This is a genomic window from Micromonospora sp. NPDC093243, from assembly GCF_044753725.1.
Lineage (GTDB): Bacteria > Actinomycetota > Actinomycetes > Mycobacteriales > Micromonosporaceae > Micromonospora.
Window position 1 is genome coordinate 79613 of sequence record NZ_JBIVNT010000007.1, and the last position, 25134, is coordinate 104746.

The following is a 25134-nucleotide window of genomic DNA, read 5'->3' on the forward strand; positions in this document are numbered from 1 at the left end:
GGGAAAACGGACAGCTCATCCAGAATCGGCCGAACGGAGGACGGCAATGCGGCCGTGTCGCGTAAGACTTTCGGGATGCAACAGGGCTCCGGCATTCTCTCCCCGCGTCAGCGCCGCCTGGCGTGGCTCGGCTTCCTGCTGGCCGCGCTCCAGGCGCCCGTCTCGGCCTGGCTCGTCTCCGACGACTCCTGGCTGTTCAGCCTCTGCGTCGCGCTGATGGTGGCCACAGTGATCATCGCCGACGACGCCGCCCGCCGGCGCCCGGCCGGCGCCGGCTCCGGCGACTAGCCGGCGGCACTCGGGCGCGCCTCGTGCCCGGGACGGCCCCGGGTGCGCCGCCGCTCCTTCATCTCCGCCTCGTAGAGGTGACGCCGGCCGTCGACCAGCTGCTCGCGGGCTTGCCGGTCCAGCTCTCGGAAGAGTGCGTAGTAGCCGTCGTCGAAGTCCTCGACGATCTGGAACGTCCACCGGCCGGCGATGACGTTGCGCCCCAGCAGCTCGTCGGAGATCCGCTCGGCGATCTCCGGGTGCCCGGCGGAGCGAAACCGCTCGACCGCGTCGTCCAGCATGAGATCGGCGTGCCCGATCAGCTGGTGCAGCGAGTAGAGGTGTCCACGGACCCGCTCCACGCACTCCAGAGCTTCGCTGAGCTTGCCCAGCGCGGCCACCGTCTCGTCGCCGACCCCGGCTGGCCGACGATGCTGTTCGTCGGGTCCGTCCTGCTGCCGCATCCGTGCCTCCCTGCTCCGTGCCGGGCCCGTCCGGCGGGTTCCACCCCGTCCCGGGCTGGTCCGGTCGGCCAGTTCGGCGAGCCGGTGGCCGAGCGCACACCGACCGGGCGGCCGAGGTCGACCGGGATTCGGGTCGGTTAGCCTCGTTCCCCATGCGTGTGCCGTTCAACCGGGTCGTTTCCCGTACCGCTGTCGACTCGGCGCGGTCCACCCTTGCCGCCCTGACCGTCGCCGTCGGCGCCGCGGGGCTCGCCGCGGCGGCGGAGCGGCCCGGCCTGCTCGCCCTGGTCGACCAGCATGCGGCGGCCGTCCGGGACAGCCTCGACTCCGACCGGCTGCCACTGACCGCGGCGGCGCTGGCCGGCTACGCGGAGGGCGTCCGCGCCGCCGCGCTCGAGCACGGCTGGCAACCGCCGGCCGGCCCGGTCGACTGGTCCGCCCCCGACTGGCTGCTCACCCGGCTGCTCGCGGTCTGCGCACTGGCCCGCCCGCTCGGCCACGGCTGACGCCCGGGCGCCGGATCCGGGGAGGGCGCCCGCGCCGCGCGCGGACCCCCTCCCCGGTGTCACCCGTTGCGGCCCTAGGGCCGGAACTGCTGGGTCTCGTCGGTGACGTTGCCGGACTGGTACGTGCCCTGTCCGCCGGCCATCGTCGACTGCTGCGCCTCCCGGGCGGCCTGGGTACGCTCGGCGCCGGTCCGGTCGGCCATCTGCCGCTCGACGTCGCCGCGTCCGGCCGCCCTGGCCTGCCGGTGCGCCTGCACCGCCCGGGACTCCTCCGCCGCCCGGTCCAGCCAGCGGTCCCAGCGGGACTGCATCGGTCGCACCAGACCACCACCGACACCGATGATCAGGATGCCGGCCACCGTGGCCAGGAACGCGATCAGCACCGGCGTGGTCACCGTGGTGGCGATGCCCACCTGGTTCAGCGCCGCGATGATGCCGAGCGCGATGACGAAGATCGCGGTCAGGTCGGCCAGGACCCGGCCGTACGACAGTCCACCGAGCGCACCGCTGACCAGATCGCGTACGGCGTTCGCGATCGCGGCTGCCACCACCACGATGATGATCGCCACGAAGGCCCGTGGCAGCCAGGCCACCACGCCCCGGATCAGGTCACTGATCGCGTTCGGACCCCACACTCCGAAGGCGAACTGCAGGGTGAACAGCAGCACCGCGTAGTACGCGAGCCTTGCCAGGATGTCGCTGGCGTCGTACTTGCTGCGCTCCAGCGCGCGTTTGATCCCGCCCCGCTCGACCGCCCTGTCGAAGCCCAGCCGCTCCAGCACCGTGTCCACGACCTTCAGGACGACCCGGGCGATGATCCACCCGATGACCAGGATCACGATGAAGGCGACGGCCTTCGGTACGAAGAGCAGCACCTCCCGCCACGCGTCGGAGACGGCATTTCCGATATCGACCTGCTGCACCGCCAGGGTTTCCCGCATCTTGTCCCTCCCTGTCACCTGCTCTGCGCCGCGGCTTACCCAGTCCCCCGAGCGGCACGCCGGGCGAATCCGCAGGATTTTTCCGACAAGTCGGATCACACCACCCTGACCTGCCGGAACGCCCGCGAGGGCATCGTCGCGTGGCCAATGCCGCCGCGACGTAACCGCGGCCCGCACCAGGTGCCCGTCCGGAACCCGGAACGACGCTCGCGACGCACCGCACATGATCGGAAACAGTCGGCGGACGCTCGGGCTAGGCTGCGGGCATGCCAGGAACGGTCGGGCGAGTCCCCACGCCACCAGCTCCGGTCTCCGGTGCACCCGGCGGGACCGGCGCGGCGGGCGTCGTCCTCGGCCACGACTGGGCCGGCACCTCGCTCGGCCCGCGGCAGGCGTGGGATCCGGCGGTGCGCGCGGTCGTCGACCTCATCCTCGCCTCACCGGTGCCGATGGCGCTCGCGCACGGTGCCGACCGCGTCCTGCTCTACAACGACGGCTACGCCGAGCTGATGGGCGACCGGCACCCCGCGGCGGTCGGCCGGCCGGCCGGCGACGTGTTCGCCGAGCTGTGGCAGCTGCCCGGCGTCGGGGACGTGATCGATCGGATCCACCGCGACGGGGGGTCCTTCCTCGAGCGGGAGACCAGCCTTCCGTTGGTCCGCAGCCGCAGCGGCGTGGTCGAGCGGGCGGTCTTCACCCGGGGCTACTCGCCGGTGCGCGACAGCACCGGCCGGATCGTCGGTGTGCTGAACGTGGCCGCCGAGACCACCCACGCCACCCAACAGTTGCAGAGCCTGAGCGAGGTGGCCGCCGCACTCGCCGGCACGCTCACCCTCGACGACGTCGCCCGGGTGGCGCTGCGCTACGCGATCACCACGTTCGACGCCGACCGGGTCGCGTTCGCGGTGGACGAGGGTGGCGGCGGCTGGCGGATGGTCCGGCGGATCCGGGGCGAGCTGATGGACGAGGCCGATGAGCGGCTTCCCCCGCTGTGGCGGCGCACCTCCGTCGACTGGCCGGACCCGGTGGTGCAGGCCGCGGCGACCGGGGCGCCGCTGTTCACCGGCGACGGTCAGCCGCTGCGGGCGGCCGCCGCCGACCGGCACGACCAGAAGATCGTCTCGCTGGCCGCGGTGCCGCTGCGGGCCACGGTGATACGCGGCGGGCTGTCGGTCGGCCACCAGGCCGCACGTCTCTGGTCGGCCGCGGAGCGGGCGCTGCTGGCCGCCTCGGCCGAGCTGATCGGCCAGGCGGCCGAGCGGGCACGCCGGTTCGAGACCCAGCACGGCACCGCCCAGCTGCTGCAACGCAGCATGCTCCCGGAGCACCTGCCGGATCTCCCCCAGCTGCGCATCGCCGCCCGCTACGACCCCGGCGTCGACGGCAACGCCGCCGGCGGGGACTTCTACGACGCCTTCCTGCTGCCCGACGGCCGGCTCGGCATCGTGCTCGGCGACGTCGCCGGGCACGACGTGCAGGCCGCCGCCCGGATGGGGCAGGTGCGGGCCGCGCTGCGTGCGCTGGCGCTGGCCGACCCCGGCCCGGACGCGGTGCTGGCCGGGCTGGACCGGCTGGTCGCCAGCCTCGGCGCCGAGGCCGGCACGCACGAACTCTTCGTCACCGTGGTCTTCGGCGTGGTCGACGCCGAACGGCAGGAGATCACCCTGGCCAGCGCCGGGCACCCAGCGCCACTGATCCGCCGTGGCACCCCCGACGACCGCCCCTACGCCGAGTTCCTCGACGTGCCGGTGGGCGCGCCGCTGGGCCTCGGCTCCCAACCGGCCACCGGCACCGTCCGCTTCGCGCCGGGCGACACCCTGCTGCTCTACAGCGACGGCGTGGTGGAGCGGCGACGGCAGAGTCTCACCGCCGGCCTCGGCGCGCTCGCCGACGCGGTCTCCGCCGCCACCAGCAGCGACCCGCGGGCGCTCTGCGCGGTGGCCACCGGCGCGGTCGCCGGCACCACCGAGGACGACGTCGCCGTGCTCGCCGTCGAGCACGCGTTGAAGGCGAGCCGCTCGGCGGGCATGGAGGTGCCGGCCGAGCCGACCGCCCCGAGCCGGGTCCGGCACTGGATGAGCGCCCAGCTGGGCGAGTGGCAGGTGCCGGATTCGGTGATCGGCGCGGCCGTGCTCTGCACCAGCGAGCTGACCACCAACGCGCTGCTGCACGCGGGCACCGCGGCCCGGGTGGAGATCGACCTCAGCGCCGAACGGCTGCTGGTCTCGGTCGCCGACTCGGGCACCCGGGGCACGGTCACCCGGGCGCAGACCGACACGCTGAGCAGCCGCGGCCGAGGCCTGGGGCTGATCGAGGAACTCAGTGACGCCTGGGGAACGGACCCGACGGTGCGCGGCTCGACCGTGTGGTTCGAGATCCTCCTCCCGGGTGACTGAGCCCGGGGGCGTCAGGCGGGCCCGCAACGGGTAGGAGGACGGCCATGTCTACCGACAATCCGGCAGGTGTCCTGTTCGACGTCGACGGCACCCTGGTCGACACCACGTACCTGCACACCGTGAGCTGGTGGGAGGCGCTGCGCCAGACCGAACGACCGGTGCCGATGGCGGACGTGCACCGGGCCATCGGGATGGGCTCGGACAAGCTGCTCGACCACCTGCTCGGCCCGGAACGGGACCGGGACGCCGACCCGAAGCTGCGCGACGCGCACGACACCCTCTACGCCGAGTACTGGGCGCGGCTGACACCGCTGCCCGGCGCGGCCGACCTGCTGCGTGCCTGCGCCGAACGGGGGCTGCGGGTGGTGCTCGCCACCTCGGCACCGCCGAGCACGAGGTCAGCGCGCTGCGCCGCGCGCTGGACGCGGACGACGTCATCGACGCGGTCACCTCGTCGGCCGACGCGAAGCAGAGCAAGCCGGCGCCGGACATCCTGATCGCCGCGCTGGACCAGTCCGGACTGGCCGCCGAGCGGGTGGTCTTCGTCGGCGACTCGGTCTGGGACGTCGCCGCCGCCGGGAAGCTCGACATCCCCTGCGTCGGTCTGACCTGCGGCGGCACCAGCCGGGGCGAGCTGGCCGGGGCGGGCGCGGTGGCGGTCTACGACGACCCGGCCGCGCTGCTGGCGACCTTGGACGACTCGCCGCTGACCCGGCCACGGTGACGCCGCCGGGGGTTGGCCGCGCCGGGCAGGCATAGCCGGCGGTCCGCCGGGGCAAGGTGTGTCACCACCTGCCCGCCCCTCGCGGGCACGGTCGGAGGGTGGTGCGGGTGGAACCGGTAGACGTGGCTTTCGCGCTGGTGGGCGTCGGCGCCCTGCTCGCCGGGATCCTGCCCAGGGTGTTGGAGCGCCGGCCGCTCTCCATGCCGATCGCCTTCCTCGGCCTCGGCATGGCGGTGTTCCTGCTGCCCACCGGGCTGCCGACGCCGGATCCGCTGGCCCATCCCGAGCTGGCCACCCACCTGACCGAGATCGGGGTGATCGTCGCCCTGATGGGCGCCGGGCTGAAGATCGATCGGCCGCTGAGCTGGTCGCGGTGGTCGGCCACCTGGCGGCTGCTGGCCATCGCGATGCCGGTCTGCATCGCCGCGGTGGCCCTGCTCGGCTGGTGGTGGGCCGGCCTGGTGCCGGCTGCCGCGCTGCTGCTCGGCAGCGCGCTCGCCCCGACCGACCCGGTGCTCGCCTCCGACGTGCAGGTCGGCGAGCCGACCGACGTGGAGGACTCGGAGGACGAGGTCCGCTTCGCGCTCACCTCGGAGGCCGGGTTGAACGACGGGCTGGCGTTCCCGTTCGTCTACGCGGCGATCGCCATCGCGACCACCAGCCTGGCCCCGGGTGACTGGCTGGCCGGCTGGTTCACCGTGGACGTGGTGTGGAAGGTCGGGGTGGGCGTCGGTGGCGGTCTGCTGATCGGCTGGCTGCTCGGCAAGCTCTTCTTCCGGGCGCCGAGCACGCTGCGACTCGCCCGGCACGCCGAGGGCTTCCTCGCGCTGGCCGCCACGTTCCTGGCGTACGGGCTGGTCGAGGTGGCCGGCGGCTACGGTTTCCTGGCCGTCTTCGTGGCCGCCCGGGCGATCCGGGCGGCCGAGCGGACCCACGAGTTCCACTCGGTGCTGCACGACTTCGCCGAGCAGGTCGAGCGGCTGCTCACGGTCCTGCTGCTGCTGCTCTTCGGCGGCGCGGTGGTGGGCGGGCTGCTCGGCCCGCTGACCTGGCCGGCGGCGGCGGTCGGGCTGGCGCTGGTCTTCGTGGTCCGGCCGCTGGTCGGTTGGCTGTCGTTGCGCGGCGCTCCCGGCCGACCGACTGAGCACTGGGTCATCGCGTTCTTCGGCATCCGCGGCGTCGGCTCGTTCTACTACCTCGCGTACGCCACCACGAAGGCCGACTTCCCGCAGGCCGAGCTGATCTGGGCCACCGTCGGGCTGGTGGTGGTCGTCTCGGTGGTGGTGCACGGTGTCGCGGCGACGCCGGTGATGCAACTGCTGGACCGGGCCGGGGAACGCACCGGCGACCCGGCCGAGGGAAGACCCGCCGAGCCCAGCGTCGCCACCGCCGCGAGCTGACCGCTCGGAGCCCCTGGGCGGCTCAGCGCAGCCGGTCGACCAGGGCGCGGCCGAGGTCCCGGCCGGAGCGCCAGGCGCTCTGCACCCGGGGCGTGCCGTAGGCGTCCCCGGCCAGCCCGATGCCGTCCGCGTCGAGGTGGAAGGTGCCGGCGCCGGCGACGGTCGGCTTCGCGTACGTCCAGCGGTGCACGTGTACGTGCTCTGCCGGCTCGGGCAGCGCCAGCAGGTCGCGGACCGCCTCCTCGATCGCCGGTGCGGCGCCGGTCGGCTGGGCCAGATGGCCGGCGGCGAACTCCGGCGTGGTGTGCGCCACCAGGACCGGCGCGCCGTCGCCACGCCGGTCGCCGTCGTCGCAGACCACCGTCAGCAGCGGGTGGTCGTTGACGAAGGCGCCCCGGAAGTCCTCCCAACACCGCGACGGGAACCGCAGCGCCCCGGCGAGCGACGGCGACCATCGTTGCGCCTGCGCGGCCACCGTGGCGGCGGCCAGCGCCGGGGCCAGCAGCAGCGCGGCCTGCGGGCCGGGCATGGCCAGCACGACCGCCTCGCACGGGTCGCCGTCCACGTTCGGTCCCGGATCGACGCCGAGCACCAGCCGGTCGACCGTCACCGGCAGGTCGCGGGCCAGGTGCTCGACCAGCGAGCGCAGGCCGCGCGGTGCGGCCCAGCGCATCGGTCCGGGCACCGCGCGCCGGCCGTCCCGGTCGTACGCCACGAACGTGTCGGTCCACTCCCGGGCCAGGCCGGCCGTTCGCCAGCTCTCGGCGACGGCGGCGAAGTCCGGGTCACTGACCGTGAAGTAGGCGGCGCCGAGGTCGGCGGGCCGGCCGTCGAAGCGTTTGCTGGCCATCCGGCCGCCGGGCACATGGGCCCGCTCGCGGATCCGCACCGGCAGGCCGGCCCGGGCCAGCTCCACCGCGCACGCCACGCCGGCGATACCGGCGCCGACGACCACCACGCCCGACCGGTCCGCGTTCACGCCGCTGATGGTAAGCGGCGCACCGGCGGATCGGGGTCCGCCGCCACGCGCCGGGAACCGGCATGAACCGGGGCCGATCGGGGTATTGGCACGCCTGTTCGAAGAGAGGTGGAGATGATGACCGACCAGACCAGCGATCAGAGCAACCCGCAGGGCGCCGTCAAGGATCCGGACGAGTGGGTGACCGGCGCGGAGCCGCCGACCGCGGCCCAGGAGTCCTACCTGGCCACGCTCGCCCGGGAGGCCGACGCCGAGGTGCCGGAGGGGCTGACCAAGGCGGAGGCGTCCAAGCGGATCGACGAGCTCCAGGAGGAGACCGGCCGGGGCCAGTGAACCCCGACCCGGTCAGCGCGGCGGGAGGCGGTGCAACTCGACCTGGTCGAGCCGCCCCGCCGCGACCCGGGCGGTCAGGTAGGTGGCCTGCGGCTGCGCCCGGCGGTCCGTCGGCGAGCCCGGATTGAGCAGTCGCAGCCCGCCGGGCGCCCGGGTGTCCCAGGGGATGTGCGAGTGGCCGAAGACCAGCAGGTCGACATCGGGGAACCGGGCGGCGCAGCGCTCTTCCCGGCGGGTACGGGGCCCGGTCTCGTGCACCACGGCGACGCGCAGCCCGTCGAGTTCCACCCGAGCGACCTCGGGCAGCCGGGCCCGCAGGGGCGGCCCGTCGTTGTTGCCGTAGACGCCGACCAGGCGGCGGGACCGGGCCAGCATCGCGTCGAGCAGCGACTCGTCCACCCAGTCTCCCGCGTGCAGCACCACGTCCGCCTGCTCGATCGCCGCCCAGAGCGGCGCGGGCAGGTCCCGAGCCCGCTTCGGCACGTGGGTGTCCGCGGTGATCACCAGGCGCATCCGCCCATTCTCCGCCGTACCGCGGTTTCCGGGGCCGCGCCGGTCCGGGGTCTTTCCAGCGCGGCGAACAGGACGTAGTTTGACGGCGTACATGGGGGCGCTTCCAGCGGCGCTCATCGATGAGAGGAGAGCCATGCGAAGCAGATCCACGCTCGCCGCGGCCGTCGCCGCCGCGCTCGCCGTCGCCACCGCAACGGTCGGCCTGCGCGCCCCGGCCGCGGTCGCCGCCGACTCGACGTTCTACGTCGACCCGGCCACCGCCGCGGCGGCCTGGGTGGCGGCCAATCCGGACGACCCGCGGACCCCGGTGATCCGGGACCGGATCGCCGCCGTCCCGCAGGCCCGCTGGTTCACCCGGACCAACACCTCGACCGTACGCGCCGAGGTCGACGCCCTGGTCGGGTCGGCCGCCACCGTCGGCAAGGTGCCGATCCTGGTGGTCTACAACATCCCGAACCGGGACTGCGGCGGGGCGAGCGGCGGTGGCGCCCCGGACCACGCCAGCTACCGGCAGTGGGTCGACCAGGTCGCCGCGGGGCTGGCCGGACGTCCGGCCACCATCGTCCTGGAGCCGGACGTGCTGCCGCTGATGAGCAACTGCCAGAGCGCCGCCCAGCAGGCCGAGACGAAAGCCTCGATCGGGTACGCCGGCAAGCGGCTCAAGGCCGGCTCCACGCTGGCGAAGGTCTATCTCGACATCGGGCACTCGGCGTGGCTCAGCCCCGCCGAGGCGGCCGCCCGGCTGGTCGGCGCGGACATCGCCAACAGCGCCGACGGCATCTCGTTGAACGTCTCGAACTACCGCAGCACCGCCGAGACGATCCCGTACGCCAAGGCGGTCATCGCGGCGACCGGGATCTCCCGGCTGACCGCGGTCATCGATACCAGCCGCAACGGCAACGGCCCGGCCGGCTCCGAGTGGTGCGACCCGCCGGGCCGGGCGATCGGCACGCCGAGCACCACCGCCACCGGCGACCCGGCGATCGACGCGTTCCTCTGGGTGAAGCTGCCCGGCGAGGCGGACGGCTGCCTCGCCCCGGCCGGCCAGTTCGTTCCGCAACGGGCGTACGACCTCGCGGTGGCGGCCGGCCCGCCGCCGACCACCACCCCGCCCACGACCGTCCCGCCGACCACTCCCCCGCCGACCGGCGGGTGCGCGGTGACGTACACACCGAACTCCTGGCCCGGTGGCTTCACCGCCGAGCTTCGGGTGACCAACCACGGCGCGGCGCGCACCGGCTGGACACTCACCTTCGTGGCCGGCGCCGGCGTCCGGCTCAGCACCGGCTGGAACGGCGAGTGGAGCCAGTCCGGCGACCGGATCACCGTCCGCAACACCGCGTGGAACGCCGCCCTGCCCGCCGGCGGGACGCTGACCCTCGGCTTCCAGGGCACCTACTCCGGAGGCACGTTGCCCGCACCGACCGGCTTCGCACTCGACGACGTCACCTGTTCCTGACCCGCCGGGCGGGCCGGGCAGCGCTCTCCCGCCCGGCGGCGGCCGTCCGGCGGGGACGGGCAACCCGTGCCCGCCGGACGGTGTGCTGTGATGGGCCGGTGGAGCAGACGGCCGCCGAGCGGCGGCAGCCGCCGGTCGGTCGGCTGCTGAAACAGTGGCGGGAGCGCCGTCGACTCAGCCAGCTCGCGCTGGCGATCGAGGCGGAGATCTCCGCCCGGCATCTCAGCTTCGTGGAGACCGGCCGGTCGACGCCGAGCCGGGAGATGGTGCTCCGGCTGGCCGAGCACCTCGAGGTGCCGCTGCGGGACCGTAACCAGCTGCTGCTCGCGGCCGGATACGCGCCGGTCTTCTCGCAGGCGCGGCTGGACAGCCCGGAGCTGCGCCGCGTGCTGGACGCCGTGCGTACCGTGCTGCGGGCGCACGAGCCATATCCGGCGGTCGCGGTCGACCGGCTCTGGAACCTGGTCGCGGGCAACGCCACGCTGCCCCTGCTCACGGCCGGCGTCGCCGACCACCTGCTCCGCCCGCCGGCCAACGCGCTGCGGCTGACCCTGCACCCGGACGGTCTGGCGCGCCGGATCGTCAACCTCGCCGAGTGGCGCGGGCACCTGCTCGGCCGGTTGCGACGCCAGCTCGGGCTGACCGCGGACGCAGACCTCGCCTCGCTGTACGACGAGTTGCGCGGCTATCCCGGCGGCACGCCGGAGGTCGAGTTGCCCGGTCCCGGCGATGTGGTGGTGCCGCTGCGGCTGCGCCACGACGACGGCGAGCTACGGCTGCTCAGCACCGTCTCGACGTTCGGCACGCCGCTGGACGTCACCGTCCAGGAACTCTCCATCGAGTCGTTCTTCCCCGCCGACGAGGCCACCGCCGCCCACCTGCGCCGGCCCGTCCGCTGACCGCGCGGCGCATCCGCGCCGCGCGGGGCGTTACCGGGCGGCGCGGGCGGGAACCCGGTCGGCTGGACGAGGGAGGAAGCTCATGACCAGTTCTTCGGGTTCGACCGGTGGCTGGCGATCGGCCATGCCGGGCGGTGACCTGCTTCCGTCAGGTCCGGCGGGACGGCCGGCGACACCCGGCGACGGCCACGGCCCGGAGAGTGGGCCGCCGACCGTGACGATCGGGTCGTATCCGGACTACCCGTCGGCACAGCGTGTCGTCGACTATCTGGCGGACAACCGCTTTCCAGTCGAGCACACCGCCATTGTCGGCACGAACCTCACGCTGGTGGAGACGGTGCTCGGCCGGATGACCACCGGCCGGGCGGCGCTGGTCGGCGGCGGCACCGGGGCGTGGTTCGGGCTCTTCATCGGCCTGCTCTTCGGCATCTTCACGGTCGGCAACTGGCTCGCCGTGATCGTTATCGGGCTGGTGATCGGCGCGATCTGGGGTGCGATCTTCGGCGCGGTGGCGCACGCCATGACGGGTGGCCAACGCGACTTCACCTCGGCCAGCTCGCTACGGGCCGGCCAGTACGCCGTCATCGTCACCGCGAACCTGGCCGACCAGGCCCGGCAGCTGCTCGGCCGGCTGCACATGACGGCGCCGAACCCGAGCACGCGCTGAGACCGGACGTCGTGAGTCCACCCCGGCGCCCGCCCGGCGCCGGGGTGGACCGGTTCACCCCGGGCAGCTCATCCGGAGTAGGCCAGCTCGCCGGCGCGCAGCGCCACCTCGACCCGGTTCTCCGCCGGGGCGAGCGGGCAGGCCCACCGGTCGTCGTAGGCGCAGGAGGGGTTGTAGAGGTAGTTGGGGTCGAGCCGCACCCGCGCGCCGGGAAGCACGGTCAGCCCGCGCCCGTAGGTGCCCTTCACCGTGTCGGTGAGGTAGCGACCGCCGCCGTAGCTCCCCTGGCCGCAGGTCGCGTCGCGCAGGGGCACGAAGAGCCCCCCGCCGTACGCGGCGATCCACCAGAGGGTCAGCGGACCCCACGGGGTGTCGGCGATGGCGACCCGTCGGTAGTGGATCACGCCGTCCGGGCCTCCGGTGTCGATGTCGAGTCCACCCTCGGCGGGGCGCAGCGGCGCCTCGACCGCTGCGGTGGGATCCGGCGGGTGATAGCGCAGCCCGGTGAAAGCGGCGCGGTCCGGCGGCGGGATCGGGCTCTGCGAGTGGCTCGCGAAGAGCCGGTCACGTTCCGCCCGGAACCCCGCCAGGTCGACGTCGGAGAGGTAGAGCCGCGCGGTTCGTTCCCGCCAGTCGAGCAGGTCGAGGTCGTCCACCCCGCGAGCCTAGTCCGCGCAGGCGGGCCGGCGAGGCGGGCCGATCAACGGTCGGTCGCCAGCCGGGCGTGCAGGTGCTCGTCGTAGCGGCGCCCGTCGCCGTACCGGAAGGATTCGCGCAGCGTCCCCTCGGCGGGGTAGCCGGCGCGCTCGGCGACCCGGCAGGAGGCCGGGTTCACGCTGGCGTGGCAGAGCTCGATGCGGTGCAGCCCGAGCCGCTCGAAGCCCCAGCGGGTGAGCCGGTCGACCGCGCGCGACGCGACCCCCCGGCCGCGCGCCTCGGGCACCGTCCAGTAGCCGATCGCGGCGTTGTCGCCGCTGATGTGGTGCAACGACACCGAGCCCAGCAGAACGCCGTCCGCCGCGGCGGTGACCGCCAGCGAGACGTGGTCGCCGGCCGACCAGTCCGCCCGGCGACGAACCCACCGCAGCGCCGACTCGTCGTCGACCGGCCCGCCCTGCGGGTTCCATTGGGCAATCTCCGCATCGCGCAGGGCGTTGCGGACCGCCGGCGCGTCCGCCTCCCGCCAGGGGCGCAGCAGCAGGTCGTCGGCGGTCAGTTCCAGGTGCTCCACGCCGCGCAGTCTGGCACACCCGCTCGCCCGGCACCGCTGGATATCAGACCGGGTTCATTCAAACCTGCACCAGTCTTCCGGCGCTCGAAATCAGCGTGAGCCACGCGACAGTCGGGCAACTAGTTAAATTTTGAAAGAGTGCTAACCTGGTGCCGTGACCGAGAGCCTGGACAGCGCCCGACTCGCCGCCTGGCGCGCGTACATCGAGTCCAGCCAACGGCTGTTCACGCAGCTGGAGGAGGACCTGCGCGCCGACAGCGAGCTGAGCTTCGCCGACTACCACGTGCTGGTGCTGCTCTCCGAGGCGCCGGGCCAGCGGTTGCGGATGGGCGAGCTGGCCAGCCGGCTGGTCTTCTCCCCCAGCCGGCTGACCTACCAGATCTCCACCATGCAGCGACGGGGCCTGGTCACCCGTCAGCCCTGTCCCGACGACCGGCGCGGCAGCGAGGCGGTGCTCACCGCCGCCGGTCTGCTGACCCTGCGGGACGCCGCGCCCCACCATCTGGCGTCGGTGCGGACCCACCTCATGGACGACCTCGACGACGACGAGGTCGCCTGCCTCACCCGGATCTTCGAACGCCTCGGTCACCGCCTTCGGGCGGCCCGGGACGCGTCGGTCACCCACGCCGAGAACTAGGAGCCACCGATGCCCGCGATCACCGTCGACAACGTCCTCGTCCTGCCGCGCCTGCCGCGGCTCGACGAGTCCACCGCCTTCCGGCCGGTCCGTCGGCTCACCACCGCCCCGAGCGGCTTCGAGGGCGAGGGCTTCCCGGTGCGCCGGGCCTTCGCCGGAGTGCCGATGACCGACCTGGACCCGTTCATCCACCTCGACCAGATGGGCGAGGTGGACTACGCGCCGGGTGAGCCGAAGGGCACCCCGTGGCACCCGCACCGGGGTTTCGAGACCGTCACGTACATCATCGACGGCGTCTTCGACCACCAGGACTCGCACGGCGGCGGCGGCACCATCACCGACGGCGACACCCAGTGGATGACCGCCGGCAGCGGGCTGCTGCACATCGAGGCCCCGCCGGAGCACCTGGTGATGAGCGGTGGGCTGTTCCACGGCACCCAGCTCTGGGTCAACCTGCCCAAGGTCGCCAAGATGAACCCGCCGCGCTACCAGGACATCCGCGGCAAGGAGTCGGCGCTGCTCACCACGCCCGACGGCGGGGCGCTGATCCGGGTGATCGCCGGCGAGGTCGCCGGGCACCACGGCCCGGGCTCGACGCACACCCCGATCACCATCACCCACGTCACCGTTCAGCCGGGCGCGCAGGTGGACCTGCCCTGGCGGCCCGAGTTCAACGCCCTGGCCTACGTGCTGGGCGGGCGCGGCACGGTCGGCACCGACCGGCGGCCGGTGCACACCGGTCAGCTCGCCGTGCACGGCCCGGGCGACGCGCTCCGGTTCACCGCGGACGCCAGCCAGGACGCGCACACGCCGGCGCTGGACCTCTACATCATGGGTGGGCAGCCGATCCGGGAGCCCGTCGCGCACTACGGTCCGTTCGTCATGAACACCCGCGACGAGCTGCTCCAGGCGTTCGAGGACTTCCAGGCCGGCAAGCTCGGCGTCATCCCGGCCGAGCGGCTGCCGCACACCGACGGTCAGGGTCCTCGCCCCTGACCCACGGCCCAGGGCGGCGGGGGTCGACCCCGCCGCCCGCGCGTGTCACCGGTCAGGAGACGGCGAAGATCCCAGCCACTCCGAGGATGACCATGAGGAACACGGCGACCAGCGCTCCCCGTTCGCCCTCCACCGCCGGCTCGCGGTGCTCGGTCATGGGATTCGTCGTCTCGCTGGGCATGGTGTGGCCTCCTCGGCTGTTCGCGTCTGACTCGGGGTGGACGCCGGCCAGGGCACAGGTGTCGCCGGCCGGGGTGCGGACCCACGGCGGGGGTCCTACCGTGAGGACGTGGTTGACCTCGGGAGGGACGGAACGTTGCCGCTGCAGGACTGGTTCCTCACCGCAGCCGAACGCGCCAACCCGGTCTCTGAGTTACCCGTCTGGACCGGTGGAAACCTGGCCGAGCCGTTAATTCACGGCGCGGCCTACTTCGACCGGCTGGTCACCGAGGTCGAGGCGCTGGCCGCTGGTGACCACCTGTTCTTCACCGACTGGCGCGGGGACCCCGACCAGCTCATGCGCCCCGAGGGCCCCACGGTTGCCCAACTCTTCGCCCAGGCGGCCCAGCGTGGCGTGGTGGTGAAGGGCCTGATTTGGCGCTCGCACCTAGACGCCCTGGCCTACAGCGAAGCGGAGAACCGCGACCTCAGCGAGGCGATCTCCGCGGCCGGCGGCGAGGTCCTGCTCGACCAGCGGGTACGCCGCGGCGGCTCGCACCACCAGAAGCTGGTGGTGCTGCGGCATCCGGCGGAGCCGGAGCGGGACATCGCCTTCGCTGGTGGGATCGACCTCTGCCACAGCCGGCGGGACGACGCCGGTCACCAGGGCGACCCGCAGGCGGTGCAGATGTCGGGCCGGTACGGTCCGCATCCACCTTGGCACGACGTGCAGTTGGCGGTACGCGGGCCGGTGGTCGGCGCGCTGGACACGCTCTTCCGGGAGCGGTGGACCGACCCGATGCCGCTGGACTCGGAGAACCCGCTGGCATTCCTGCGGGACCGACTGCGCGGGGCCGATCTGAGCCCGGATCCGCTGCCGGAACAGCCGGCCGATCCGCCGCCGTGCGGGCCGCACCAGATCCAGGTGCTGCGCACCTATCCGGCCGTGCGGCCGCGCTACTCCTTCGCCCCGGACGGGGAGCGGACGGTGGCCCGGGGTTACACCAAGGCGGTGCGCCGGGCTCGCCGGCTGATCTACCTGGAGGACCAGTACCTCTGGTCCGCGGAGGTGGCCGATCTCTTCGCCCGCGCGCTGCGGGAGAACCCGGAGCTGCACCTGGTCGCGGTGGTGCCGCGCTACCCGGACGTGGACGGCCGGCTGGCGCTGCCGCCCAACATGGTCGGCCGGGAGCAGGCGCTCTCGCTCTGCGAACGGGCCGCGCCCGACCGGGTGCACGTCTTCGACCTGGAGAACCCGTCCGGCGACCCGGTCTACGTGCACGCGAAGGTCTGCGTGGTCGACGACGTCTGGGCCAGCGTGGGCAGCGACAACTTCAACCGCCGCTCGTGGACCCACGACAGCGAGCTCTCCTGCGCGGTGCTGGACGACACGCGGGACGACCGGGCGCCGATCGACCCGGCCGGGCGGGGCGACGGCGCCCGGGTCTTCGCCCGGGAGCTGCGGTTGCGGCTCTGGCGCGAGCACCTGGACCGGGATCCGGCCGGCGGGCAGGACGCCGACCTGCTCGACCCGGCCGAGGCCGTCGCCACGCTGTCCGCGGCCGCCGACGCCCTGCAGGGGTGGTACGACGGCGGGCAGGCCGGCCCCCGGCCGCCCGGCCGGTTGCGACCGCACCGCCCGGAGCGGCTGGGCTGGTTCACCCGGGCGTGGGCGCTACCGATGTACCGGCTGCTCTACGACCCGGACGGGCGACCGTTGCACGCCCGCCGGGCCGGCACCTGGTGAACCTCGGGGGCCGGGACGGTCAGGCCGCCGGAACCGGTAAGCCGGCGAGCCGCTCGCTCGGCAGTGCGGCGTCGCCGGCGTGCACGGTCAGCCCGCCGGGGTAGGCGAACGACGCGCGCGGCGAGTAGAAGCCCCAGGAGATGACGAGCGGGTTGGCCGGGCGGAGCGCGTAGACCGGGTGCTCCGGCTCGAGGAACTCCACCGACTCGATCTCGAACGGGGTCACCGGTTCGGCGAGGTAGGGGTAGACGGAGCTGACCAGCCGCCCGTTGCGTCGGGTGAAGTAGCGGTGGTGGCCGCTGCTGATCACGTGGCCGGTGTCCCCGACCCGGCAACGGGCCCGGATCACCGGGACACCGTCCAGCTCGGTCTCGGCGACCAGGGTGCCGTCGTGTACGTCGATGACGGTCCCGCCGAGCAGCGCGGGCGCGCCGCGGGCCTGGGCGTAGTCGAGCACCTGGGGGCTGGAGGCGACGTAGTTCGTCCACCAGCCGCCCGGGCTGATGCCACCTGGAGCGTCGACCCCGCTGAGGGACACGCCGAGGTAGGTCAGGCTGTAGGCGCCGAAGCCCGAGGTCTGGGATTCGTCATCGACCACGTACTGGTTGAGGAAGACCTGCCGGTCCGGGCGAGGACGCAACCCGGCCGGTACCAGCGCAGCGACCGCGCCCGGGTCCGCCGGCAGCCAGCTGAAGTAGAGGGTGCGGCTGTTCACGACGAGCTGGGGAGCGGCAGGGTCGAGCACGGCGCCTCCATCCCAATGGGTATGCGCCGAACCTACGGGTGGTCCCGTACACGGGACAAGGACGGAAAGTAGACAGTGCGCGCCTCATGTCGGATTTCACGTTGACCGCTCGGCGGGATCTCCTCACCCGTACGGGTGACACCGGGCGATGTGCAGGTGGCGGCGGCTGGGCCGATCGAACCCGTAATCAGCCTCACAGGCCATCGCGATTATGTCGGATTCGTTCGCAAACATGACAGAAAATCACTTAAGTACATCAGCCGTTCGGCTAGATTTCGGCAAGACGATCAGGCTAAGGTGAGTCCCGAACGGCCCATCCGAAGCTAAACCAAAGCGTCACGTCTTTTATCCGCGGACGAGGTGCAGGGAGGACCACCCATGACCGCGCCAACGATCAGCGAGCAGACGACGAGCGGCACCAGGAAGCTCGACCCACGGTCGCTCTCCGACAGCGCCACCGACCTGCTCAACGCGATGGCCGCACTGCCCACCAACCACCCGTCGCGCGCCGCGATGCGCGACAAGGCGATCGAGGCCTGGCTGCCGCTCGCCAACCACCTCGCCCACCGCTACAGCGGCCGGGGCGAGCCCAGCGACGACCTGGCGCAGACCGCCGCGATCGGTCTGATCAAGGCGATCGACAAGTTCGACCCGTCCCGTGGCGTCGACTTCGCCGGCTACGCGATCCCCACCATCGTGGGTGAGCTCAAGCGGCACTTCCGCGACCGCACCTGGGACATCCGGGTGCCCCGTCGCCTCCAGGAGCTGCGCCTGCAGATCTCCGACGCCAACAGCACGCTGCTGCAGACCCTCGGCCGCTCGCCGACGGTCGCCGACATCGCCGCCCACCTCAAGCTCACCGAGGAAGAGGTGCTGGAGGGCCTGGAGGGCGCCCGGGCCTACAACGCCGTCTCTCTCTCCACCCCCACCGGTGACGGCGAGCGGGCCACCGAACTGGGCGACATGCTCGGCGGCGAGGACAGCGAGTTCGAGCTGGCCGAGCTGCGCGTCGCCCTCGGCCCGGCGCTGGCCACCCTCGACGAGCGCGAGCAGAAGATCCTCACCCTGCGGTTCTACGGCAACCTGACCCAGTCGCAGATCGCCGAGCAGATCGGCGTCTCGCAGATGCACGTCTCCCGGCTGCTGGCCCGCGCGCTGACCAAGCTGCGGGGGCAGCTCGACGGCGCCTACTGACGGTTCACCGGTGGCCGGGCCTGGCGGCCCGGCCACCGGTCACGTCCGGGGCGGGACCCCTGACCCACCGTCACGCACACGTGACAATGCGCGAGCCGGATCGCTCCTTCGGGGCGGCCCGGCTCGCGCCGTCAGCGGGGGTGACGTGACGTCAGCCCGCGGGCTCCCGCCACATGGGCCAGAACGGCGTGCCGTCGGGCAGTCGGAACGGCTCGGCGACCCGGTAGCCGTGCCGCGCGTACAGGTCGCGGCTGCTCTCGCTGCTCGCCTCCAGGTAACCCGGCATCCGGTGGGCGTCCAGCCAGGCGTGGTGGTGGCGGAGCAGGGCGGTGCCCAGCCCCTGCCGCTGCCGCTCCGGTCGCACCGCCAGGAAGGCCAGGTGGTGATGGTCCGGATGGGGATGATGGGCGGCGAAGAGCTCGTCGAGGTGCTGGAAGCGCTCGGTCCACTCGCCGCAGGCGGCGGCGAGTCGGGCGTCGTACGCCTCCGGTGGCGGGGCCGGCTCGCCGACCGACGGGAACCAGACGGCCACCGCCGCCCGGTCCACGGTGGCGTGGACCAGGCCGTGTCGCATCGCGTGCTCGACCAGGATCTCGAAGTTGCCGGCCAGGACCGCCTCCCGTTTGGCCGCGTCGGGCACCAGCCAGGCGGTGGCGTCGAGCACGCTGAAGGCCTCGGCGATCCGCCCGGCGACCAGCGCGGTCTCCGCCGGCCCGAGCCGCTCGATCCGCGCCTCGGTCATCGCCGCGCCTCCGCCTCGGTCGGGGTGTCTCCACCCGTACGCGGTACCGGCAGCGCCGCCGTCGCCGCGCTCTCCGCGCCCAGCCCGATCCGGGCGTACGTGTCCGGGCGACTGCCGCGCAGCACCAGCGCCCAGAGCACACCGAGCAGCGCCGCGACCGGGTACGCGGCCGGAATCGCCCACCGCAGCGGCGAGTCCGGGGCCACGCCGAGCAGGTCGGCGAAGTTCGCCACGGCCAGCCAGACGATCACCAGAAGCGCGACGGTGGCCAGTCCCGGAGCGATGACCCGCCGCCAGAGCGTCTCGGTGGCGGCGCCCCGGGCGAAGAAGGCGATCACCGCGATCGAGGTGGTGGCGATCAGCAGCAGCACCCCGAACCCACCCGCCGTCCCGCCCCAGAAGAAGAGCTTGACCACCGGGTCCCAGCCGTTGGCCGCATAGAGCAGGATCACCACGAGGCCCAGCACGGTCTGCGCGAGCGAGGCGGCCCGCGGCGCGCCGGAGCGCGGTGAGGTCCGTCCGAACACCGCCGGCAGCACCCGCTCCCGGCCCAGCGCGAACGCGTACCGGGCGGTGGTGTTGTGGAACGAGATCATGGCGGCCAGCACCGAGGTGAGGAAGAGCGCCTGACCGATGGCGACGGCGGTGTCGCCGAGGTGCGCGCCGGCCAGGTTGAAGATCAGCCCGACGCTCTGCTCGCCCGCCTCGGCGACGATCCGGTCCGGCCCGGTGGCCACTGTCATCGACCAGGACGACAGCGCGTAGAGCGCGGCGATGATGACGACCGAGAGGTACGTGGCCAGCGGCACGGTCCGCTTCGGATCCTTGGTCTCCTCGCTGAATACCACCGAGGACTCGAAACCGACGAAGCCGGTGGTGGCGAGCACCAGCAGCGCGCCGACGCCCGGCACGAACAGGTTCTCCGGCGAGAGCGCGGCCAGGCTGACTCCGCCCTCGGCCGGGTGGCTGAGCTGCCCCAGGTCGAAGACGAGGATCACCGCGATCTCGGCGATGAGCAGCGCGGCCAGCACCATGCCGTTGATGTCCACCCGGAGCATGCCCAGGACCGCCACCATCGCCCAGGCGACCAGTGCCACCGCCCACCAGGCAGGGGTGATGCCGAAGAACCGGTCCAGGACCGGCTCGGCGGCGATGCCGATCGTGCCGTAGAGCCCGACCTGGAGGGCGTTGTAAGCGATCAGCGCCACCCAGGCGGCCCCGACCCCGGCCGGCCGGCCGAGACCGCGGGAGATGTAGGCGTAGAAGGCGCCCGCGTTGGCCACCCGTCGGGACATCGCGACGTAGCCCACCGAGAAGAGCGCCAGCACCGCGGCGATCACCAGGAAGGCCAGCGGAATGCCGGTCACCCCGATGACGCCGTAGCCGGTGGTGACCACGCCGGCGACCACGGTCAGCGGCGCGGCGGCGGACAGCACGAAGAAGATCACGGAGGGGACGCCGAGACGCCCCCGGGCCAGTGACTCGGACACGTTGCTCGGTCGTTCGACGGTAGCTGTCGGGGGCATCGGCTGCTCCGATTCGCGAGGGAGAGGTAGGGGTGCCGGGGGTCAGGTGACGCGGCGCAGCACCGCGGCGCCGACCGCGGCCTCGGTGTGCGCGACGAGTTCCTTCAGCGGCGCGGGCAGCGCCGGGATGAGGACGTTGAGCCGGTGGTGGGCACGCGGCCCCGCGCTCCACAGCACCTCGCGGGAGAGCCCCGCGGCCACGATCAGGCCGAGCAGCAGCGCGTCCGGGACACTCGGCGGCTCGGGGCGGTCGAGCAGGGCACGCAGTCGGGTCGCCGGCCAGGCCACCGCGTTGAGGTCGACCGGCAGGTAGCTGACCGACGTCCGCAGCAGCCGGCGGGTCTCCTGGCGGCGCAGTACGCCGGCCCGGGCCAGCCGCTCGCCAACGGAGGCGACCGAGGTCTGGGCGAGGAAGCTCAGCCAGGTGCGGACCGCCCGGTGTTGCGGTTCGCCGACCAGTTGGTCGAGCACGGTGTGCGCGAGCGCGTCTGCCGGCGGGCGCCGGTCGAGCACGGTGACCAGCCCGTCGGTGACCATCACATGTCCATAGAGGAGCAGTTCACCGAGCAGGCCGGCGGCGAGACCGAGCCCGTTCGCGGCCGGGTGGAGTTTCGCCTTGCCCCGGCTGTCGTTGTGGGCGATCAGGAAGAACTCGTCGGCGATGAGCAACGGTCCTCCTGAGCAGGGGTGTCCACAGTGATCCGCGACCGGGAAAGGATGCACCCGCCGCTTTCGCAATGCAACTCCCACTTTTGAAAGTTGCACTGCGTGCTCATGCGACCTGCGGATCTTGCCGTGGCAGACTCGCACGGTGACCGCCAGCCCTACCGTGCGCCGCCGCCGCATCGCCCGCGAACTCCGTCAGCTCCGCGAACGGGCGGGCATGACCCTCGATGTCGCCGCCCGCCAACTGGACATGTCGAAGAGCAACCTGTCCCGGATCGAGAACGCGCAGATCGGCATCAAGCCACGCGACGTGCGGGCCGCCCTCGCGCTGTACCAGGTGACCGGGGCCGACGCGGAGGCGTTGATCGAGATCGCCCGCGGCGCGCAGCAGCGCGGCTGGTGGCAGACCTACAGCGACGTGCTGCCCGAGTGGTTCGAGTTCTACGTCGGACTGGAGGCCGAGGCGGCGCAGCTGCGCACGTACGAGGCCGAGTCGGTGCCCGGCCTGCTGCAGACCGAGGCGTACGCCCGGGAGATCTACCGGCGCACCGCCGGCGAGGAGGGCCTGGAGCGCAAGGTGGCCGCCCGGCTGCACCGGCAGAACGTGCTGCGCCGGGACGACCCGGTGCGGCTGTCGGTGGTGCTGAACGAGGCGGTGCTGCTGCGCCCGGTCGGCGGCCCGGTCGTGATGGCCGAGCAGTTGGTCCACATGGGTCGGGTCGCACAGTTACCCAACGTGACAATCCAGGTACTTCCATTCAGCGCTGGCGGGCACCCGGCCATGAGCACTCCGTACGTCGTCCTGAACTTCCCCGACGCCGCCGACGCGTCCGTGGTTTACCTGGATAACCTCACGTTAGGGCTGGCCTTGGAGGAAGCCGATCATGTGCGCGGGTATAGCCTGGTGCACGAGGAGCTGTGCCGGATGGCACTGGATCCGGCGGCGTCGTTGACCCGCCTGGCGGAGGCTGCTCGTTACTTTGCGTGACCCGCCTGACGCGGCACGCCAGCCCAGACGGGGGTACCGCGAATGAACGTGCTCGAGAAGAACCCGGTGCCCTGGCGCACCAGCTCCCGCAGCAGCGGTAACGGCAACTGCGTGGAGGTCGGCCCGATCGCCGGCCGGGTCGCGGTGCGGGACAGCAAGGACCCGTCCGGCCCGGTGCTGGTCTTCCCGCCGGTGGCGTGGCGCGCCTTCGTCGCCGGCGTCGACGGGGTACGCCCCGACTGACCCCGCGGGGCCGGTGCGAGACTGGGCCGTGCTCTCCGACGTACGCCTGGACCTGCCCGTGCGGGCGGCGCTGCCGGCGACGGTCGCGGCCCTGCGCGCGGGCGGCGCCGCCGTCCTGGTGGCCCCGCCGGGCACCGGCAAGACCACGCTCGCGCCGCTGGCCGTCGCCGACCAGGTCGACGGGCGGGTCCTGATCGCTCAGCCCCGTCGGGTGGCCGCGCGTGCGGCGGCCCGGCGGATGGCCGACCTGCTCGGTGAGCGGGTCGGCGGCCGGATCGGCTACGCGGTCCGCGGCGAGCGGCGGGTCGGCCCGGACACCCGCGTCGAGGTGGTCACCACCGGGCTGCTGGTCCGCCGGCTGCAGCACGACCCCGATCTGCCCGGCACCGGCGCGGTGCTGCTGGACGAGTGCCACGAGCGGCAGCTCGACGCCGACCTCGCGCTCGCCTTCGCGGTGGAGGCGCGCGGCGCGCTCCGCCCAGACCTGTGGCTGCTGGCCATGTCGGCCACCCCGCAGGCGGACCGGTTCGCCGCGCTGCTCGGCGGTGCGGCCACCCCCGCCCCGATCGTCCGGGCGGAGGCCGCGCTGCACCCGGTGACCCGGATCTGGGCGCCACCGCCCCGGCCTGTGCTCGCGCCGGGGGCCGGCCCGGTGGACCGCGCCCTGCTCGACCACGTGGCGGCGACCGTCCGCCGGGCGTTGCGCGAACACGAGGGCGACGTGCTGGTCTTCCTGCCCGGGGCGGGTGAGATCGCCGCGGTCGCCCGCCGACTGGCCGACCTGCCGGAGACCGTCGAGGTGCTGACGCTGCACGGCCGCCAGCGCGCCGCCGAGCAGGACGCGGCGCTGCGCCCACGACCATCCCGGCCCGGCAGGTCTGACGGGGCGGCGCGAGAAGGTTCGGACGCCGCCGGCAGCCGCCGGGTGGTGCTGGCCACCGCGGTCGCCGAGAGCAGCCTGACCGTCCCCGGGGTGCGGATGGTGGTGGACGCCGGGCTGAGCCGGGTGGCCCGGATGGACCTGGCCCGCGGCCTCGGCGCGCTGGTGACCGTGCCGGTGTCCCGGGCAGCGGCCACCCAGCGCGCCGGCCGGGCCGGCCGCGAGGCACCCGGATACGTCTACCGCTGCTGGTCGGCGGCGATCCATGAGCGGCTGCCCGCGCAGCCGGAACCGGAGATCGCCACGGCGGACCTCACCGGCTTCGCCCTGGACCTGGCCGCCTGGGGCCGCCCGGACGGGACCGGGCTGGCATTGCCCGACCCGCCGCCGGCGGCGGCGATGACGGTCGCCCGGGACACCCTCACCACTCTCGGCGCGGTCGACGCGGCGGGCCGGATCACCGGACGGGGTCGGGCGATCGCCGGCGCAGGGGCGCACCCCCGGCTGGCCCGGGCGCTGCTCGACGGCGCCGACCGGGTCGGCGCCGACCGGGCGGCCGAGGTGGTCGCACTGCTCGCCGAGGACACGGTCGCCGGCCCGGGCGACGACCTGACCGCCGCCTGGCGCCGGCTGCGCGACGGCGTCGACCCGGCGGCCACCGCACGCTGGCGCTCCGAGGTACGCCGGCTGCGCGCCAGCCTGCCCGCGGCGACCGGCGGCCCCGGAGCGGGGTCCACCGCGGAGGCGAGCCGCGACACCGAGCAGCCCCGGGGCGGCGCCCGACCGGCGCGCCCATCGGGATCGGCCGGTGCCGGCGGCCAGCGACGGTCCGGCTCGCAGTGGCTGCCGGACGACCTCGCCGCCGGGCTGCTGGTCGGGCTGGCCCACCCTGAGCGGCTGGCCCGGGTGCGCCGCGCCGGTGGGTCGTCGTACCTGATGACCGGCGGCACCGAGGCGGAGCTGAGGCCCGGGTCGGGGCTGGCCGGGTCGCAGTGGCTGGCGGTGGCCGTGGCCGACCGCTCCCCCGGCGCGCCGAGCGCGCGGATCCGGCTCGCCACCGCGCTCGACGAGGCCACCGCCCGGGAGGCGGGCGGGCCGCTGCTGCGCACCGAACGGGAGGTCGGCTGGTCCGGCGCCGACGTGGTGGCCCGGGAGGTGGTCCGGCTGGGCGCGGTCGAGCTGGTCGAGCGCCCGTTGACCCGCCCCGACCCGGCAGAGGTCGGCGAGGCCCTGCTGACCGGGCTGCGCCGCACGGGGCTGGGCCTGCTGGACTGGACCCCGGCTGCCCGGGCGCTGCGCGAACGGCTGGCGTTCTGCCGGCACGCGCTCGGCGACGAGTGGCCGGACGTCGACGACGCCGCGCTGCTCGCCGCCGCACCGGTCTGGCTTGGTCCGGAGTTGGCCCGCGCGCGACGCCGGGCGGACCTGGCCCGGGTGGACGTGACGGCCGCCCTTCGCCGGCTGCTGCCCTGGTCCCTGGCGGCCCGCCTGGACGAGGTCGCGCCGGAGCGGCTCACCGTGCCGACCGGCTCCCGGATCCGGGTGGACTACGCGGACCCGGCCGCGCCGGTGTTGGCGGTGAAGTTGCAGGAGACCTTCGGCTGGCGGGACGCACCCCGGATCGCGGGCGGGCGGGTGCCCGTGCTGTTGCACCTGCTCTCACCGGCCGGCCGCCCGGTCGCGGTCACCGCGGACCTGGCCTCCTTCTGGCGGGTGGGCTATCCGCAGGTCCGGGCCGAGCTGCGGGGTCGCTATCCCCGGCATCCCTGGCCGGAGGATCCGAGCACCGCGACGCCGACCCGGCACGCCACCCCGCGTCGACGCTGAGCGCC

General features: G+C 73.7%; 26 protein-coding genes and 1 pseudogene. 16 read left to right on the forward strand and 11 right to left on the reverse strand.

Going from position 1 to position 25134, the window contains the following annotated elements:
- The first annotated feature begins 75 nt into the window (after positions 1-75).
- Positions 76-288, forward strand: coding sequence for a hypothetical protein (locus tag ACIP9D_RS23715; protein WP_350873045.1), 213 nt, complete (start codon positions 76-78; stop codon positions 286-288).
- Here ACIP9D_RS23715 and ACIP9D_RS23720 read toward each other — a convergent pair.
- Complete coding sequence (locus ACIP9D_RS23720; protein ID WP_350873046.1) at positions 285-731, reverse strand: hypothetical protein; 447 nt, start codon at positions 729-731, stop codon at positions 285-287. The genes ACIP9D_RS23715 and ACIP9D_RS23720 overlap by 4 nt on opposite strands.
- Positions 732-883: 152 nt before the next feature.
- Between ACIP9D_RS23720 and ACIP9D_RS23725 the strand changes: the two genes are divergently transcribed.
- The gene (locus tag ACIP9D_RS23725) at positions 884-1237 is read left to right on the forward strand and encodes a DUF6401 family natural product biosynthesis protein (protein ID WP_350873047.1); all 354 of its coding nucleotides are present in this window, start codon (positions 884-886) and stop codon (positions 1235-1237) included.
- Positions 1238-1311: 74 nt separating this feature from the next.
- Here the strand turns inward: ACIP9D_RS23725 and ACIP9D_RS23730 are convergent, their stop codons facing one another.
- On the reverse strand, positions 1312-2178 hold the full coding sequence (locus ACIP9D_RS23730; RefSeq protein ID WP_350873048.1) for a mechanosensitive ion channel family protein: 867 nt from the start codon (positions 2176-2178) through the stop codon (positions 1312-1314).
- A gap of 266 nt (positions 2179-2444) precedes the next feature.
- On the opposite strand from ACIP9D_RS23730, the gene ACIP9D_RS23735 reads away from it, so the two are divergent.
- From ACIP9D_RS23735 to ACIP9D_RS23745, 3 genes and pseudogenes are all read left to right on the forward strand, one after another.
- Positions 2445-4574 carry a SpoIIE family protein phosphatase gene (locus tag ACIP9D_RS23735; protein WP_350873049.1) on the forward strand — a complete coding sequence of 710 codons (2130 nt, stop codon included), beginning with the start codon at positions 2445-2447 and terminating at the stop codon, positions 4572-4574.
- A 44-nt stretch (positions 4575-4618) separates the two neighbouring features.
- A pseudogene (locus ACIP9D_RS23740) lies at positions 4619-5298 on the forward strand (HAD family hydrolase).
- Between the two features lie 107 nt (positions 5299-5405).
- Positions 5406-6698: a cation:proton antiporter gene (locus ACIP9D_RS23745; RefSeq protein WP_350873050.1), complete on the forward strand. Its 1293-nt coding sequence runs from the start codon at positions 5406-5408 to the stop codon at positions 6696-6698.
- Between the two features lie 22 nt (positions 6699-6720).
- On the opposite strand, the gene ACIP9D_RS23750 is transcribed toward ACIP9D_RS23745, so the two are convergent.
- The gene (locus ACIP9D_RS23750; RefSeq protein ID WP_350873376.1) at positions 6721-7656 is read right to left on the reverse strand and encodes an FAD-dependent oxidoreductase; all 936 of its coding nucleotides are present in this window, start codon (positions 7654-7656) and stop codon (positions 6721-6723) included.
- Between the two features lie 135 nt (positions 7657-7791).
- Here ACIP9D_RS23750 and ACIP9D_RS23755 point away from each other — a divergent pair, with 135 nt between their 5' ends.
- Positions 7792-8010 (forward strand): DUF3072 domain-containing protein, encoded by a 219-nt coding sequence (locus ACIP9D_RS23755; RefSeq protein ID WP_400450884.1) that lies wholly within the window; start codon positions 7792-7794, stop codon positions 8008-8010.
- A gap of 12 nt (positions 8011-8022) precedes the next feature.
- Here the strand turns inward: ACIP9D_RS23755 and ACIP9D_RS23760 are convergent, their stop codons facing one another.
- Complete coding sequence (locus ACIP9D_RS23760) at positions 8023-8523, reverse strand: metallophosphoesterase (RefSeq protein ID WP_350873052.1); 501 nt, start codon at positions 8521-8523, stop codon at positions 8023-8025.
- A gap of 133 nt (positions 8524-8656) precedes the next feature.
- Between ACIP9D_RS23760 and ACIP9D_RS23765 the strand changes: the two genes are divergently transcribed.
- From ACIP9D_RS23765 to ACIP9D_RS23775, 3 genes are all read left to right on the forward strand, one after another.
- On the forward strand, positions 8657-9982 hold the full coding sequence (locus ACIP9D_RS23765; RefSeq protein WP_350873053.1) for a glycoside hydrolase family 6 protein: 1326 nt from the start codon (positions 8657-8659) through the stop codon (positions 9980-9982).
- A 98-nt stretch (positions 9983-10080) separates the two neighbouring features.
- Complete coding sequence (locus ACIP9D_RS23770) at positions 10081-10881, forward strand: helix-turn-helix transcriptional regulator (protein WP_350873054.1); 801 nt, start codon at positions 10081-10083, stop codon at positions 10879-10881.
- A gap of 82 nt (positions 10882-10963) precedes the next feature.
- On the forward strand, positions 10964-11548 hold the full coding sequence (locus ACIP9D_RS23775) for a general stress protein (RefSeq protein ID WP_350873055.1): 585 nt from the start codon (positions 10964-10966) through the stop codon (positions 11546-11548).
- A gap of 68 nt (positions 11549-11616) precedes the next feature.
- On the opposite strand, the gene ACIP9D_RS23780 is transcribed toward ACIP9D_RS23775, so the two are convergent.
- Both ACIP9D_RS23780 and ACIP9D_RS23785 read right to left on the reverse strand, forming a co-directional pair.
- A complete protein-coding gene (locus ACIP9D_RS23780) occupies positions 11617-12204 on the reverse strand; it encodes a DUF1684 domain-containing protein (RefSeq protein WP_350873056.1) in 588 nt (195 codons plus the stop codon).
- Between the two features lie 44 nt (positions 12205-12248).
- The gene (locus tag ACIP9D_RS23785) at positions 12249-12779 is read right to left on the reverse strand and encodes a GNAT family N-acetyltransferase (protein ID WP_350873057.1); all 531 of its coding nucleotides are present in this window, start codon (positions 12777-12779) and stop codon (positions 12249-12251) included.
- A 154-nt stretch (positions 12780-12933) separates the two neighbouring features.
- Between ACIP9D_RS23785 and ACIP9D_RS23790 the strand changes: the two genes are divergently transcribed.
- Positions 12934-13416 (forward strand): MarR family transcriptional regulator, encoded by a 483-nt coding sequence (locus ACIP9D_RS23790; RefSeq protein WP_350873058.1) that lies wholly within the window; start codon positions 12934-12936, stop codon positions 13414-13416.
- Between the two features lie 9 nt (positions 13417-13425).
- Positions 13426-14412: a pirin family protein gene (locus tag ACIP9D_RS23795; protein WP_350873059.1), complete on the forward strand. Its 987-nt coding sequence runs from the start codon at positions 13426-13428 to the stop codon at positions 14410-14412.
- Between the two features lie 52 nt (positions 14413-14464).
- Here ACIP9D_RS23795 and ACIP9D_RS23800 read toward each other — a convergent pair whose 3' ends face one another.
- Positions 14465-14593: a hypothetical protein gene (locus tag ACIP9D_RS23800; protein WP_350873060.1), complete on the reverse strand. Its 129-nt coding sequence runs from the start codon at positions 14591-14593 to the stop codon at positions 14465-14467.
- Positions 14594-14728: 135 nt separating this feature from the next.
- On the opposite strand from ACIP9D_RS23800, the gene ACIP9D_RS23805 reads away from it, so the two are divergent.
- The gene (locus tag ACIP9D_RS23805; protein WP_350873377.1) at positions 14729-16318 is read left to right on the forward strand and encodes a phospholipase D-like domain-containing protein; all 1590 of its coding nucleotides are present in this window, start codon (positions 14729-14731) and stop codon (positions 16316-16318) included.
- 19 nt (positions 16319-16337) lie between these two features.
- Here ACIP9D_RS23805 and ACIP9D_RS23810 read toward each other — a convergent pair whose 3' ends face one another.
- A complete protein-coding gene (locus ACIP9D_RS23810; RefSeq protein WP_350873061.1) occupies positions 16338-17063 on the reverse strand; it encodes a hypothetical protein in 726 nt (241 codons plus the stop codon).
- 378 nt (positions 17064-17441) lie between these two features.
- Here ACIP9D_RS23810 and ACIP9D_RS23815 point away from each other — a divergent pair, with 378 nt between their 5' ends.
- Positions 17442-18257, forward strand: coding sequence for a SigB/SigF/SigG family RNA polymerase sigma factor (locus ACIP9D_RS23815; RefSeq protein ID WP_350873062.1), 816 nt, complete (start codon positions 17442-17444; stop codon positions 18255-18257).
- A gap of 151 nt (positions 18258-18408) precedes the next feature.
- On the opposite strand, the gene ACIP9D_RS23820 is transcribed toward ACIP9D_RS23815, so the two are convergent.
- Genes ACIP9D_RS23820 through ACIP9D_RS23830 form a run of 3 tightly spaced genes read right to left on the reverse strand, consistent with a single transcriptional unit; the run spans position 18409 to position 21194 of the window.
- Entirely contained in the window at positions 18409-18999 is a 591-nt protein-coding gene (locus ACIP9D_RS23820; RefSeq protein ID WP_350873063.1) for a GNAT family N-acetyltransferase, read from the reverse strand.
- The gene (locus ACIP9D_RS23825; protein WP_350873064.1) at positions 18996-20525 is read right to left on the reverse strand and encodes an APC family permease; all 1530 of its coding nucleotides are present in this window, start codon (positions 20523-20525) and stop codon (positions 18996-18998) included. Before ACIP9D_RS23825 ends, ACIP9D_RS23820 begins: the two co-directional genes overlap by 4 nt.
- Positions 20526-20567: 42 nt before the next feature.
- Positions 20568-21194, reverse strand: coding sequence for a GPP34 family phosphoprotein (locus ACIP9D_RS23830; protein ID WP_350873065.1), 627 nt, complete (start codon positions 21192-21194; stop codon positions 20568-20570).
- A 142-nt stretch (positions 21195-21336) separates the two neighbouring features.
- On the opposite strand from ACIP9D_RS23830, the gene ACIP9D_RS23835 reads away from it, so the two are divergent.
- From ACIP9D_RS23835 to ACIP9D_RS23845, 3 genes are read left to right on the forward strand one after another with little or no spacing between them, the layout of a single operon-like run.
- Positions 21337-22179 carry a helix-turn-helix transcriptional regulator gene (locus ACIP9D_RS23835; RefSeq protein ID WP_350873066.1) on the forward strand — a complete coding sequence of 281 codons (843 nt, stop codon included), beginning with the start codon at positions 21337-21339 and terminating at the stop codon, positions 22177-22179.
- Positions 22180-22221: 42 nt separating this feature from the next.
- A complete protein-coding gene (locus tag ACIP9D_RS23840) occupies positions 22222-22422 on the forward strand; it encodes a DUF397 domain-containing protein (protein ID WP_350873067.1) in 201 nt (66 codons plus the stop codon).
- A 28-nt stretch (positions 22423-22450) separates the two neighbouring features.
- Positions 22451-25129 carry an ATP-dependent helicase C-terminal domain-containing protein gene (locus ACIP9D_RS23845; RefSeq protein ID WP_350873378.1) on the forward strand — a complete coding sequence of 893 codons (2679 nt, stop codon included), beginning with the start codon at positions 22451-22453 and terminating at the stop codon, positions 25127-25129.
- The last annotated feature ends 5 nt before the right edge of the window (positions 25130-25134 follow it).

Coding starts and splice junctions, on each gene's coding strand:
- ACIP9D_RS23715 (WP_350873045.1), top strand. CDS start 76: ATGCAACAGGGCTCCGGCATTCTCTCCCCGCGTCAGCGCCGCCTGGCG.
- ACIP9D_RS23720 (WP_350873046.1), bottom strand. CDS start 731: ATGCGGCAGCAGGACGGACCCGACGAACAGCATCGTCGGCCAGCCGGG.
- ACIP9D_RS23725 (WP_350873047.1), top strand. CDS start 884: ATGCGTGTGCCGTTCAACCGGGTCGTTTCCCGTACCGCTGTCGACTCG.
- ACIP9D_RS23730 (WP_350873048.1), bottom strand. CDS start 2,178: ATGCGGGAAACCCTGGCGGTGCAGCAGGTCGATATCGGAAATGCCGTC.
- ACIP9D_RS23735 (WP_350873049.1), top strand. CDS start 2,445: ATGCCAGGAACGGTCGGGCGAGTCCCCACGCCACCAGCTCCGGTCTCC.
- ACIP9D_RS23755 (WP_400450884.1), top strand. CDS start 7,792: ATGATGACCGACCAGACCAGCGATCAGAGCAACCCGCAGGGCGCCGTC.
- ACIP9D_RS23760 (WP_350873052.1), bottom strand. CDS start 8,523: ATGCGCCTGGTGATCACCGCGGACACCCACGTGCCGAAGCGGGCTCGG.
- ACIP9D_RS23765 (WP_350873053.1), top strand. CDS start 8,657: ATGCGAAGCAGATCCACGCTCGCCGCGGCCGTCGCCGCCGCGCTCGCC.
- ACIP9D_RS23775 (WP_350873055.1), top strand. CDS start 10,964: ATGACCAGTTCTTCGGGTTCGACCGGTGGCTGGCGATCGGCCATGCCG.
- ACIP9D_RS23795 (WP_350873059.1), top strand. CDS start 13,426: ATGCCCGCGATCACCGTCGACAACGTCCTCGTCCTGCCGCGCCTGCCG.
- ACIP9D_RS23800 (WP_350873060.1), bottom strand. CDS start 14,593: ATGCCCAGCGAGACGACGAATCCCATGACCGAGCACCGCGAGCCGGCG.
- ACIP9D_RS23815 (WP_350873062.1), top strand. CDS start 17,442: ATGACCGCGCCAACGATCAGCGAGCAGACGACGAGCGGCACCAGGAAG.
- ACIP9D_RS23820 (WP_350873063.1), bottom strand. CDS start 18,999: ATGACCGAGGCGCGGATCGAGCGGCTCGGGCCGGCGGAGACCGCGCTG.
- ACIP9D_RS23825 (WP_350873064.1), bottom strand. CDS start 20,525: ATGCCCCCGACAGCTACCGTCGAACGACCGAGCAACGTGTCCGAGTCA.
- ACIP9D_RS23840 (WP_350873067.1), top strand. CDS start 22,222: ATGAACGTGCTCGAGAAGAACCCGGTGCCCTGGCGCACCAGCTCCCGC.